At 71.2% G+C, this 12,995-nt stretch carries 8 protein-coding genes; 3 read left to right on the forward strand and 5 right to left on the reverse strand.

Annotated features, from left to right (window positions below; all coding sequences use genetic code 11):
* Positions 1-3 precede the first annotated feature (3 nt).
* Positions 4-1,512 carry a glutamate synthase subunit beta gene (locus BJY18_RS12620; RefSeq protein ID WP_184780153.1) on the reverse strand — a complete coding sequence of 503 codons (1,509 nt, stop codon included), beginning with the start codon at positions 1,510-1,512 and terminating at the stop codon, positions 4-6.
* Positions 1,505-6,046, reverse strand: a complete 4,542-nt coding sequence (gene gltB, locus BJY18_RS12625) for a glutamate synthase large subunit (RefSeq protein ID WP_184780154.1) — start codon at positions 6,044-6,046, stop codon at positions 1,505-1,507. Before gltB ends, BJY18_RS12620 begins: the two co-directional genes overlap by 8 nt.
* A gap of 386 nt (positions 6,047-6,432) precedes the next feature.
* Here gltB and BJY18_RS12630 point away from each other — a divergent pair, with 386 nt between their 5' ends.
* The 3 genes from BJY18_RS12630 to BJY18_RS12640 are packed head-to-tail and all read left to right on the forward strand — an operon-like array spanning position 6,433 to position 9,171.
* Entirely contained in the window at positions 6,433-6,768 is a 336-nt protein-coding gene (locus tag BJY18_RS12630) for a hypothetical protein (protein WP_312873829.1), read from the forward strand.
* A 13-nt stretch (positions 6,769-6,781) separates the two neighbouring features.
* Positions 6,782-8,353, forward strand: a complete 1,572-nt coding sequence (locus BJY18_RS12635) for a hypothetical protein (protein ID WP_184780155.1) — start codon at positions 6,782-6,784, stop codon at positions 8,351-8,353.
* Between the two features lie 14 nt (positions 8,354-8,367).
* Positions 8,368-9,171 (forward strand): hypothetical protein, encoded by an 804-nt coding sequence (locus BJY18_RS12640; protein WP_184780156.1) that lies wholly within the window; start codon positions 8,368-8,370, stop codon positions 9,169-9,171.
* A gap of 139 nt (positions 9,172-9,310) precedes the next feature.
* Here BJY18_RS12640 and lgt read toward each other — a convergent pair whose 3' ends face one another.
* The 3 genes from lgt to BJY18_RS12655 all read right to left on the reverse strand — a co-directional run bounded on the left by lgt (position 9,311) and on the right by BJY18_RS12655 (position 12,721).
* On the reverse strand, positions 9,311-10,327 hold the full coding sequence (lgt, locus tag BJY18_RS12645) for a prolipoprotein diacylglyceryl transferase (protein ID WP_184780157.1): 1,017 nt from the start codon (positions 10,325-10,327) through the stop codon (positions 9,311-9,313).
* Positions 10,328-10,388: 61 nt separating this feature from the next.
* On the reverse strand, positions 10,389-11,585 hold the full coding sequence (locus BJY18_RS12650) for a M20 metallopeptidase family protein (protein ID WP_184780158.1): 1,197 nt from the start codon (positions 11,583-11,585) through the stop codon (positions 10,389-10,391).
* Positions 11,582-12,721 (reverse strand): amidohydrolase family protein, encoded by a 1,140-nt coding sequence (locus BJY18_RS12655; RefSeq protein WP_184780159.1) that lies wholly within the window; start codon positions 12,719-12,721, stop codon positions 11,582-11,584. Before BJY18_RS12655 ends, BJY18_RS12650 begins: the two co-directional genes overlap by 4 nt.
* Positions 12,722-12,995 lie beyond the last annotated feature (274 nt).

Consider the following 12,995-nt stretch of genomic DNA (forward strand, 5'->3'; position numbering starts at 1 on the left):
GCCTCAGACCACCGCGAGCGGCAGCGCCGTCGGGTGCACCGGGGCGGGCAGGTCCGAGGCACCGGTGAGGTAGGTGTCCACCGCGTTGGCCACCGAACGGCCCTCCGCGATCGCCCACACCACCAGGGACGCGCCGCGGTGGGCGTCCCCGCACACGAAGACGCCGGGGCTTTCGGTCTGCCAGTCCGAACCGCAGGACAGCGTGCCCCGCGGGCTCAGCGACAGGCCGAGGCCGTCCAGCAGCGGCATCTCCTCCACGCCCTCGAACCCGATCGCGAACAGCACCAGGTCCGCGGGCAGCGTCTGGACCTCGTCGCCGGTCGGCACCACCTCGCGGCGGCCGGTCTCCGGGTCCCGGCGCACCCGCACCTGCTGCAGCTCGATCGCTTTGACCCGGCCCTGTCCGTCGTCGACGAACCGGCGCACGGCCACCCCGAACTTCCGCTCGCCGGACTCCTCGTGCGCCGGGTAGGTGCGCAGAAGGTAGGGCCAGGTCGGCCACGGCGAACGCTCGTCGTCACGGTTCGCCGGCGGGATCGGGTACTGGTCGAGCTGGGTGACCGACAGCGCGCCCTGGCGGGTGGCGGTGCCGTAGGAGTCGGCGCCGGTGTCGCCGCCGCCGATGATCACCACGTGCTTGCCCGCCGCGTCGACCGGCGACGGGCCGTCGCCCTCGACGTACTTGTTGGCCGGCACCAGATGCTCCATGGCCAGGTGGATCCCGGTCAGCTCACGGCCGGGCGTGGTGCGGTCGTCGCGGCCGCGCAGCGCGCCCACCGCGAGCACCACCGCGTCGTACTCCGCCCGCAGATCCGCGACGGTGAGATCGGCACCGACCTCGCAGCCGGTGACGAACTTCGTGCCCTCCCTGCGCAACTGCGCCAGTCGGCGGTCGAGGACCTTCTTCTCCATCTTGAACTCGGGGATGCCGTAGCGCAGCAGGCCGCCGAGCCGGTCGTCCCGTTCGAACACGGTGACCTCGTGACCCGCGCGGGTCAGCTGCTGCGCGGCCGCGAGCCCGGCCGGACCGGAGCCGACCACGGCCACCCGCTGGCCCGAGGCCACCTCGGCCGCCTGCGGCTGCACGTACCCGGCTTCCCAGGACTGGTCGGCGATCGTCGCCTCGACCCGCTTGATCGCCACCGGACCGCCGGAGTCCGGTGAGATCGACAGCACACAGCCTGCCTCACACGGCGCCGGGCACAGCTTCCCGGTGAACTCGGGGAAGTTGTTGGTCGCGTGCAGCCGATCGGACGCGGCCGCCCAGTCACCCCTGCGGACCAGGTCGTTCCACTCCGGGATCAGGTTGCCCAGCGGGCAGCCGGAACCGCCGGAATGGCAGAACGGGATACCGCAGTCCATGCAGCGGGACGCCTGCGTGCGCACGGCCTCGTTGCGCTCACCGGGATCGACGTTCGCGTAGACCTCGCCCCAGGACGCCAGCCGGTCCTGGGTGGACTTCTTCTTCGGCTCTTCGCGCCGGTACTTGAGGAAACCGCTGGGGTCAGCCACGAGCCGCCTCCATGATCGCTTCGTCGACATCGCGGCCCGCGGCCTTCGCCGCCTTGGCCGCTTCGAGGACCCGCCGGTAGTCGCGCGGCATCACCTTGGTGAACCCGGCCGCCCGCCGCGTCCAGTCGCCGAGCAGCGACGCCGCCACTGCCGAACGGGTGAGGTCGTGGTGCCTGCGCACCGTCTCCTTGAGCCAGGACAGGTCCTCGGCGTCCGGCGGCAGCAGGTCCACCATGTCGCCGTTCACCTTCGCCGGGTCGAGGTCCAGCACGTACGCGGTGCCGCCGGACATCCCGGCCGCCACGTTCCGCCCGGTCGGGCCGAGCACCACGGCCCGGCCGCCGGTCATGTATTCGAAGGCGTGGTCGCCGACGCCCTCGGCGACCACCGTCGCACCGGAGTTGCGGACGCAGAACCGCTCCCCCACCTGACCGCGCAGGAACAACTCCCCACCGGTCGCGCCGTAGGCGAGGGTGTTGCCCGCGATGGTCTGGCGTTCGGCGGTGAAACCGGCCTCGGGATGCGGCCGGACCACGATCCGGCCGCCGGAAAGGCCCTTGCCCACGTAGTCGTTCGCGTCGCCGACCAGGTCCAGGGTGATCCCGCTCGGCAGGAAGGCGCCGAGCGACTGCCCGGCCGACCCGGTGAGCACCACGTGCACGGTGTCGTCCGGCAGTCCCGCGCCCCCGTAGCGGCGGGTGACCTCCGAGCCCAGCAACGTGCCGACGGTGCGGTTGACGTTGCGCACCGGCAGTTCGAGCCGCACCGGGTGGGCATCCTCCAGCGCCGCCTCGGCGAGCTGGATGAGCGTGCGGTCCAGCGCGTGCTCCAGACCGTGGTCCTGCGCGCGAACCCGCCGCTTCGCCCCGCCGTACGGGGTCTCCGCCGGCATGTCGAAAATCGGCGCGAGGTCCAGCCCCGCGGCCTTCCAGTGCGTGACGGCCTCGTCGGTGTTCAGCACCTCGGCGTGCCCGATAGCCTCGTCGAGTGTGCGGAAACCCAGCTGCGCCAGCGTTTCCCGCACCTCCTGAGCCACGAACTCGAAGTACCGCACCACGTGCTCGGCCTGCCCGGTGTAGCGGCGGCGCAGCTCGGGGCTCTGCGTCGCGACCCCGACCGGGCAGGTGTCCAGGTGACACACCCGCATCATCACGCAGCCCGCGACGACGAGGGGGGCCGTCGCGAAGCCGTACTCCTCGGCGCCGAGCAGCGCGGCGACCACCACGTCCCTGCCGGTCTTCATGGCACCGTCCACCTGCACCGTGATCCGGTCGCGCAAACCGTTGAGCAGCAACGTCTGCTGGGTTTCGGCGAGGCCGATCTCCCACGGCGTGCCCGCGTGCTTGAGCGAGTTCATCGGCGAGGCACCGGTGCCGCCGTCGTGCCCGGAGATCAGCACCACGTCCGCGTGCGCCTTCGAAACGCCCGCCGCGACCGTGCCGACGCCGAGCGAGGACACGAGCTTCACGTGCACACGGGCGCGCTCGTTGGCGTTCTTGAGGTCGTGGATGAGCTGGGCCAGGTCCTCGATGGAATAGATGTCGTGGTGCGGCGGCGGCGAGATCAGCCCGACCCCGGGCGTGGAGTGCCGGGTGCGCGCGATCCACGGGTACACCTTGTTCGGCGGCAGCTGCCCGCCTTCCCCGGGCTTCGCGCCCTGGGCCATCTTGATCTGGATGTCGTCCGCGTTGACCAGGTACTCACTGGTCACGCCGAACCTGCCGCTCGCGACCTGCTTGATCGCCGAGCGGCGCTGCTCGTCGTAGAGCCGCTCGGGGTCCTCGCCGCCCTCGCCGGTGTTGGACCGCCCGCCGATCCGGTTCATCGCGATGGCCAGCGTTTCGTGTGCCTCGGCGGAAATCGAGCCGTAGGACATCGCACCGGTGTTGAACCGCCGCAGGATCGACTCGGCCGGCTCCACTTCGTCGATCGGCACCGGTTCCCGGACGCCGTCGCGGAAGGCGAACAATCCGCGCAGCGTGCCGCCCTCGCGGTAGAGCCGGTGCACCTCCTCGGTGTAGCTGCGGTACACCTCCTCGCGGCCGGTCTTCGACGCGTGCTGCAACAGGAACACCGTCTCGGGGGTGAACAGGTGCAGCTCACCCTCGCGCCGGTAGGCGTATTCGCCGCCGGTGTCGAGTCCACGGTGGACCCGGTCGGTCGGGTTGTCCGGGAAGGCCCTGCGGTGGCGCACCGCGACCTCCTCGGCCAGCACCTCGAGCCCCACGCCGCCGAGCTTCGAGGACGTGCCGGTGAAGTACTCGTCGAGCAGTTCCTGACTCAGGCCCAGTGATTCGAACACCTGCGCCGCGGTGTAGGCACCGACGGTGGAGATGCCCATCTTGGACATGATCTTGAGCACGCCCTTGACGAGCGCCTGCACGTAGTTGCCGACCGCCTTCGCCGATTCGAGCCCGGTCACCGCGCCTTGGGCGATCATGTCCTCGATCGTCTCGAAGGCCAGGTACGGGTTCACCGCCGCGGCACCGTATCCCAGCAGCAGCGCGACGTGGTGCACCTCGCGGGCGTCGCCGGTCTCCACCACCAGCGCCACGCGCAGCCGCTCCTTGGTGCGCACCAGGTGGTGGTGCACCGACGAAACCAGCAGCAGCGACGGGATCGGCGCCATCCGGTGGTCGGAGTCGCGATCGGACAGCACGAGCGTGCGCGCCCCGGCGGCGATCGCCTCGGACGCCTCCCTGCGCACGCGCTCGATGGCGATCCGCAGCGCGTCCGCCCCACCGTCCACTTCATACAGTCCGGAAAGGACACTGCAGGCGAAGCCGGGCAGATCGCCGTCGTCGTTGATGTGGATGAGCTTGGCCAGCTCGTCGTTGTCGATCACCGGATAGGGCAGGTTCAGATGCCGGCACGAGGCCGGACCGGGGGCGAGCAGATTGCGCTCCGGGCCCATGATCCGGCTCAGCGAGGTGACCAGCTCCTCGCGGATCGCGTCCAGCGGCGGATTGGTGACCTGCGCGAAGTTCTGCTTGAAGTACTCGTAGAGCAGCCGCGAGCGCTGCGACAGCACGGCGACCGGGGTGTCCGAGCCCATCGAGCCGATCGGCTCGGCACCGTTGGCGGCCATCGGCGCGAGCAGGATCTTCAGCTCCTCCTCGGTGTAGCCGAAGGCGAGCTGGCGACGCAGCACCGAATCATGGCTTTGCACCACGTGGTCCCGGTCGGGCAGCTCGGCGAGCTTGAGCAGACCGGCGTGCAGCCAGTCGCCGTACTGCTGCTTGGCCGCGAGCGCGGACTTGACCTCCTCGTCGTCCACGATTCGCCCGGCCTCGGTGTCCACCAGGAACATCCGGCCCGGCTTGAGCCGGCCCTTGGCCACCACGTCGGCCGGGGCGACGTCGAGCACCCCGGCCTCACTGGCCAGGACCACCCGGTCGTCGGCGGTGTGCCACCAGCGGGCCGGGCGCAGGCCGTTGCGGTCGAGCACCGCGCCGACCAGCCGCCCGTCGGTGAACGTGACGCACGCCGGGCCGTCCCACGGCTCCATCAGGCTCGCGTGGAACTGGTAGAACGCGCGCCGCTGCGGGTCCATCGTGGCGTGGTTCTCCCACGCCTCCGGAATCATCATCAGCACCGCGTGCGGCAGCGAGCGGCCGGACAGGTGCAGCAGTTCGAGCACCTCGTCGAAGGAGGCCGAGTCCGACGCGTCCGCCGAGCAGATCGGGAACAGCCGGGTCAGATCGCCCGGCAGCAGGTCGGACTCCAGCAGCGCCTCGCGGGCCCGCATCCGGTTGCGGTTGCCGCGGATGGTGTTGATCTCGCCGTTGTGCGCCACGAACCGGAACGGGTGCGCCAGCGGCCACGACGGGAACGTGTTCGTGGAGAACCGCGAGTGCACCAGCGCGATCGCGCTGGCCAGCCGCCGGTCGGTGAGGTCGGTGAAGAACCGGGGCAGCTGCTCGGGCGTCAGCATGCCCTTGTAGACGATCGTGCGCGCGGACAGCGACGGGAAGTAGGTCCCGCAGCCGGCGGTGCGGCTCTCGTGCTCCACGCGCTTGCGCAGGCAGAACGCCAGCCGGTCCAGCGCCAGCCCGGTCTCGTCGTGTTGGGAGGCCACGAAGAGCATGGCGAAGTGCGGCATCACCGACCGCGCGGTGGGGCCGAGGTCCGCGGCGGCGGCGTCCACCGGAACCTCGCGCCAGCCGAGGACTTCCAGCCCTTCCTCGCCCGCGATGCGCTCGACCAGCCCGGCCGCCTTGCGGCGCTGCTCGTCGTCGGCGGGCAGGAACGCGATGCCCGCGGCGTATCCGCCGCTGCCGGGCAGAGCGAAACCGGCCTCCGCGCGCAGCAGCTCGTCGGGCAGCTGGAGCAGGATGCCCGCGCCGTCGCCACTGGTCGGCTCGGCGCCCGAGGCGCCGCGGTGGTCCAGATTGGTGAGCGCGGTGAGACCGTCGGTGACGATGCCGTGCGAACGACGGCCCTGCACGTCGGCCACCATGGCCACCCCACAGGAGTCCTGCTCGGTCTCCGGGTCGTACAGACCCTGCTTGCCGGGAATGGCGGAGAAGATCATCGAAGGGACCTCCTTCGTCGTTTCGTGCGGTGGCCGGGAGAGCCGGCCGCGGGAGCGCACGGGACGACGATGGCCCGCTTGTGAGCGCGACTTTAACATCTGGGAAACACGGGAGCAGCCTTGTGGAGCGCCCGGAAACCGGCCGGACGGTAACGATCTGGCTGCGCGGAACGACGTAGTTTCTGATGGGGCCGCGCTGGTTCGTCGCCCCCAGCATACGTCCTCCCCGCGACGGCCGGCAGCGCACGCCCCGCTCGCCCGCTTTGCCCCGCGATGGCCGGTTCAGCCGGCACAAGTCGGGGAAATTCGCCGGAACCGGCAATCCCCCGGGCCCGTCCACTGCCATAGTGTTCGGCAACCAAGCGTCCCCCGGGGAGGGATTTCCAGTGTCTTTCGAGGTCGACCCGCAGTCGATGCGGGACTACGCCCAGGCGGTGGACGGCCTGCACGACGCCGTCGCCAAGATCAGGGACTACATGAAGAGCACCGCCTGTGACAAGTCCGGCTTCACCGGCCTGTTCGTCGTGCTGCAGCCGGTGGTCGACCTGGTCGGCAACCTGTACGGCGAGACGCTGAAGTTCGGCGACGAGCGGCTCACCTCGCTCGCCGACGGCATGCGCGCGGCCGCGGACCACTACCAGAACCACGACGACAACACCGCGACGATCCTCGCCCAGTTCGGCATGAAGGCCGACGGCATCGACAGCGGCATCCAGGCCTGAGAGGGGTAGGGACATGGCCAGGCACCACGGGTCGCACAGCGGTTCCCAGAGCAGCTCCCACAGCGGGTCGCATTCCGGGTCGCATTCCGGGTCACACAGCAACTCGCCCGGTGGATCGCACAGCAACTCGCCCGGCGGGTCGCAGACCGGGACCCCGGACGGCACCGGCGGTGACCGGCCGCGCCAGGACCCGAACGCACGCCAGGGCACCGGCGACGACGGCATCCCCCGCCGCTCGGACTCCGGCGACGGCACCCACCCCAGCGGCGACGACGGCGACGACGGCCGCCGCAATCCCCGCAACGGCCGCGATGGCGAAGACGGCCAGGACGGTCGCAACCGCCGCGACGGCGAGGACGGGCAGGACGGAGAAGACGGCCAGGACGGCGAGGACGGCCGCGATGGCGAGGACGGAGAAGACGGGGAAGACGGCGGCGACTCCGGCGGTGATTCCGGTGGTGACTCGCCGGGCGGCGAGGGAGGCGGCCCCGGCGGGAGCAGCACCGGCCCGGGCGGCTACGACGACGGCGGCTCGATCACCGAGACGCTGCAGCCGCCCGAGGACACGTCCGGCGACGACGTCCAGGACCTGATCAAGGACGCCGGCGTCGAGGTGATGGCGGTCGAGTGGGTCTACCAGAAGTTCACCGGCACCACGCTGACCCAGCAGTTCATCGAGCCGCTCACCGGGGACTTCTCGAAGATGACCGCGGACGCGGAGGCGTGGCGGAACATCGCCGAGTCGATGAAGGCGTTCTCCGCGGTGATGGTGTCCAACGAGGGCGTCCTCGGCGAAAGCTGGACGGGCCTGGCCGCGACGGCGCACAAGGCCTACGTGGACCTCGGCTGGCGCGCCGGGCTGACCGCCGAGGCCGGTATCGCCGAGCTGATCGCCAAGGGCTTCGACCTGCTCGCCGACACGTCGAAGAAGCTCGCCGCGAAGGCGCTGGACCTGCTCAAGAGCCTGATCGACCGGCTGCTGATCATGGCGGCCGAGGCGTGCGTGCCGATCGCGGGCTGGGTCGCCGACGCGATCACCGCGCTGTCGGAGCTGCTGCCGCTGATCAACGCGCTGATCTCGATCATCGACATGATCTCCGACATCATCGAGAAGGTCGGCGACCTGTGGAACTCGATCAAGGACATCGGCTCGCAGCTGGCGAAGATCAAGGACATCCACAGCATCGGTGACGCGGTCGACATCGCCAAGAACATCGGCGGCGACATGAAGGACATCAAGGACGACGCCGAGGACATCGCCGGCAGCGCCGGGGACATCAAGGACACCGCGAAGGAGGGCGTCGAGGAGTCCGACCAGCAGCACGAGGACAACGAGAACCGCCGCAACGAGCGGGAGAACAACGACGACTCGAACAGCAGCGATTCCTCGAACAGCAGTGACTCCTCGCGTAGCGACGGAGACTCGAACAGCAGCGACTCGTCCCGCGGCAACGACGACTCGCCGTCGCGCAACGGTGCGGACCGTTCGCCGCAGACGGTGTCCGCCGGTGCTCCGGACGCGCCGCCCGCCCGTACCCCGGCGCGAGCGGCCAGCGGCCGGATCAGCGGTCGGATCGACGACTAAGGAGGAAGTGCCGCATGTCGCAGCCCATGCCCGGTCCGGACGCGTGGAAGACGCCCGAGATCCGGGAAGCCGAGTCCGCGCTCGACCGCTCCATCAGCCAGTCGCGGCAGCTGCTGAAGAACCTGGAGAAGATCAAGCTGCCGCCGGTGAAGAAGCCGGACACCCCGGAGCGAATCGAGGCGCTGAAGAACGCCGCGTCGCGCCCGGACGCCCCGCCCGAGCTGCGGCGGATCAGGCAGAAGGTGGACGCGGGCGAGCTGTCCTGGCAGGACGTGGCCGCGGGAAAGGCGTTCGCCGATCCGGAGGTGCGTGAACTGGCCGCGGGCCGGCTCGGCGAGGCGAAGGAACTCCTCGACGAGCTGGAAGACGGTGTGCCGCCGGAGGAGCTGCTCGAGGCACGCACCGGCAGCGCGTCCGGCGGAAGCCTGCTCGACGACCGTGGCCGGTCCGGTTACGGGCAGCAGCCGGAGCAGTCGCGGGGCTACTCGAACGAGAGCCCGGTGTACAGCAGTTCGCAGCCGGACTATCCGTCCTCGGATGGCGGTTCCGAACCGGAGCCCCCGCAGACGCCGCCCGCGCCACCGCGGCACCGCGCGGCCGAGCAGGACCCGGACGACGAGTTCGCCAGCCCGCTCAGCCACCGCCGGAACCGCGACGACAGTGCCGACAGCGACGACGACTTCGCGAACCCGATCGCCGACCGGGACACTCCGCCGTCGAAGCCCGCCCCGCCACCGACCCCGCCGCCGTCGCGCCGCAAGCGCGACGACCCGCCGGACTCCGACGACGACTACTTCGGCGGCGGATACCTCCGCTGAAGCACCCGGAAGTCCGTGAAGGCCTCCTCCAGAGAATCTCGTTCCCTGCAGGAGGTCTTCACGGCTTCACCGCACTGGGCGTACGCGAGCAGGAGGGCCCCGGCCGATCGGCCGGGGCCCTCCTGCGTCGGGCGGCTTCTCAGGACTCGCCGGGCCTTTCGGGTTCCCCCTTGGCCGTGGCGGGTACCTCGTCGCGGGCCTCGGTGTCCGAGGTGGACTCCGGGTCGGCCGGCTCCGCGGCGGGATCGGCCGTGTCGGCGGTCCGGCGCTCGTCGTCCTTGCTGCGCAAGGATTCCGGGGCTTCGCGGGGGCCGCGACGGCCGGCCACGACCAGGTACACCACGGCACCGGCGAAGACCAGGATCGAGGTCCACACGTTGACCCGCAGGCCGAGGATGTGGTTGGCGGTGTCCGTGCGCATCAGCTCGATCCAGCAGCGGCCGACCGTGTACCCCCCGACGTACAGCGCGAACGCGCGGCCGTGGCCGAGCTTGAACCGGCGGTCGGCCCAGACGACCAGCGCGGCGATGAGCAGGTTCCAGATCAGCTCGTACAGGAACGTCGGGTGCACCGGGCTGTCCGGCAGCGGGATGTTGCCGGTGGCCACGCCGGCGAGCCCGTCCGGCGCCCCGGTCTGCGGGTTGAACCGCTGATAGATCTCCAGGCCCCAGGGCAGATCGGTGTGCGCGCCGTAGAGTTCCTGGTTGAAGTAGTTGCCGAGGCGCCCGATGGCCTGCGCGGCGATGATGCCCGGCGCGATCGCGTCGGCCAGCGCGGGCAGCGGGATGCCCTTGCGCCGGCAGGCGATCCAGGCACCCACGCCGCCGAGGGCGACCGCGCCCCAGATGCCGAGCCCGCCGTCCCAGATGGCGAACGCGTTCCACGGGTTCCGGCCCTCGGTGAAGTACAGCTCGGGATCGGTGATCACATGGTAGATCCGCCCGCCGACCAGGCCGAACGGCACCGCGAACACCGCGACGTCGAGCACCGTGCCCTGGGTGCCGCCACGGGCCGCCCAGCGGCGTTCCCCCCACCAGATCGCCAGGATGATGCCGGCGATGATGCACAGCGCGTAGGCACGGATGGGGATCGGCCCCAGGTGCCAGACACCGCGGTCGGGGCTCGGGATCGTGGCCAGGAAGGCTGCGGAGTACACGCGGCCACCGTAGCGCGTCGACCGTCGCCGGTGGTCCGGGATCCGCCGAAGACCACGACGGTCACGGACCGGTCGCGGACAGCGGCGGGTACTCCGGACCGGAGGCCGCGGCGAGGTAGCCGGCCAGCAGCGCGTCCGCGACCAGCCCGACCGCGTCGTCACCGGGCAGGAACAGCTCGTCGTGCAGGCTGCGCGCACCGGCGGTGTCGCCGAGCCCGACGAAGAGCATCAGCCCGCGGGTGCCGCCGCCGCAGTAGTGCGCGAAATCGTCCGCGCCGAACGAGCGGAAGTCCACGTCGAGGTCGGCGCCGCCGCGCAGCAGCCAGGACTGGGCGGCGGTGGCGAGCGCCGGGTCGTTCACCAACACCGGTTCGCAGGGGTTGATCCGCACCTCGGCCGTGCAGCCGTAGGCACGCGCGGTGGAGTGCGTGATGTCGGCCAGCATGTCCAGCGCGTTCTCCCGGTCGGCGGCGCGCATCAGCCGCAGCGAGCCGAGCGCGGACGCGGTGGTGGGCACCACGTTCGCGGCCGTGCCGGCCTGGATCCGCCCGACCGTGCAGACCGCGCCGTGCACCGGATCGATCCGCCGGCTGGCGACCTGCTGCAGGCTCACCACGAGCTGACTCAACGCGAGCACCGGATCGCGCAGCAGGTGCGGATAGCCGGCGTGGCCGCCTTGGCCGTGCACGGTGATCTCGAACTCGTCGGTGGACGCGTTCACCGGCCCTGGCGCGGCCGAGACGACGCCGTACGCGAGCCGGGGCTGCACGTGCGCGGCGATCACCGTGTCCACGTCGTGGCCTTCCAGCGCCCCGGATTCGACCAGGTCCTGCGCGCCGGACGGGGCGGTCTCCTCCCGCGGCTGCAGCACCGCCACCAGCGGCCTCGGCACACCGGTCCGCCGTGCCGCGCGGCACACCGCGACCAGGGCGGCCAGGTGCACGTCGTGGCCGCACGCGTGCATCAAGCCCGATTTCGAGGCCCACGCGACGCCGGTGCGTTCGGTCACCGGGAGCGCGTCCATCTCGGCGCGCAGCGCCACCGCGGGACCCGGGTGCTGCCCCGGCAGGTCGATCAGCCTGCCGGTCTTGGCGGCCCGCTCGCCGGCGCCGGCGCCGATCGCGGCGGCGACCAGGCGTGCGGTGTCCTCCTCGTCGCCGGATGCCCGGGGGTCGGCGTGCAGCCGGTGCCGCAGCTCGATCGCGGCGGGCAGTTCCTCGGCCAGCGCCGCGCGCCAGCGGCTGACGAATTCGGTCATCGGGGCTCCAGCCGGTAGATCCGGGCCGCGTTCTCGTGGCCCGCCAGCCGGACGAGCCGGATCGCGTCCACTTCGGACAGTTCGTCGGCGGCGAGCGCGGAGCGCAGGAAATCGGACAGGCCCTCGCGGAACAGGCCGGTGCCGAGGTGGTACAGCTCGGCGAGGCCGAACGCGTCGGTGGAGAACAGCAGCTTTCCGAACGGGATCAGTTCGAGCAGCTCGGCGAGCACAGCAGGCGCGCGGAGCCCGGCGTTGTGCGTGCTGAGGCCGACGTCGGCGAAGACGTGCTCGAAGACCTGCGCGAGGTAGGCGGCCCGGCGGTGGAACGGGTAGTTGTGCAGCAGCAGGATCGGCACGCCGCTGCCCCGGGTGGCCCGCAGCAGGCCGGTGAGCAGGAGCGGATCGCAGCGGTGCAGGTCGACGTCGGAATCGCCGTACCCGACGTGGAACTGCACGGGCAGGCCGCGGTCGATGCCCGCCCACACCAGGTGCCGGTGCAGGACCTCGTCGGCCAGCCGGACAGGTTCGCCGGACTCGACACGGGCGAGCCAGCGTCCGGCGGCGTCGGCGACCTCGGCGGGCGCCGGGCGTTCGCCGGACAGGCCGAGCCCGACCCGGTAGGCGGCAATGGATTTGACCCCCACCGCCCCGGCCGCACGACGCGTCAGCTCGGCGTCGAAGTCCGCCGCGAACCCGGCCGCGGTGGTCCCGGCGCGAACGACGTCCTCGGCCACCTGCTCCAGCCGCACGACGTCGTGGGCACGTGCGTTCGACAGGTCCGCGAGCTCGGCCGTGGTGGTCACGGATCCGGGCTGGAAACCGCCGTCCAGGAGGAAGTCCGTGGTACCGGTGGCGCGCAGGAAACGCCGGTTTACCTCGGTCACGCCCAGTTCGGCGCGACGCGCGAGGTAATCCGAAGCGGGCGCGTGCTTCGGCAGGTCGAGCACGGGAGCGCAGCGGGCCCGCACGGCGAGACCGATGAGCGAATCGAACAGAGACACCCCGAGCGGCGAGACGACGTCAGCCTCGGTGAGCATCCGCTCGAACCCACCGCGGTCGACGTCGTGGGCGACCACGCCGTGGCAGTGGTGATCGATCAACGGCGCATCGGCCACGAAGTCCAGCAGCGCGGTCATGTGCCCTCCCTTCGAGAGCTCCACCCCACCCTACGAGCGAACCTGCCTGGTTTGAGTGCAGAGACTGACTCGGTCTGCTGGTCAGCTTGCCGGACCGGCAGCGTGCGCGCCATGGCCCCGGCAGGCGAAGTCCGACACGATGCGCCCCTTCGCCACGGGAACGAGGAAGTTTCCAGTGCAATTCAACGACACCACGATGAGCCCGCCTCCCTCCGAAGCGCGCTCTGCAGTGCGGCTGGCGCGAGCGGGCTGGCACGGGGCGGCCGCTCGCGGC

This window comes from Amycolatopsis jiangsuensis, assembly GCF_014204865.1.
Lineage (GTDB): Bacteria > Actinomycetota > Actinomycetes > Mycobacteriales > Pseudonocardiaceae > Amycolatopsis > Amycolatopsis jiangsuensis.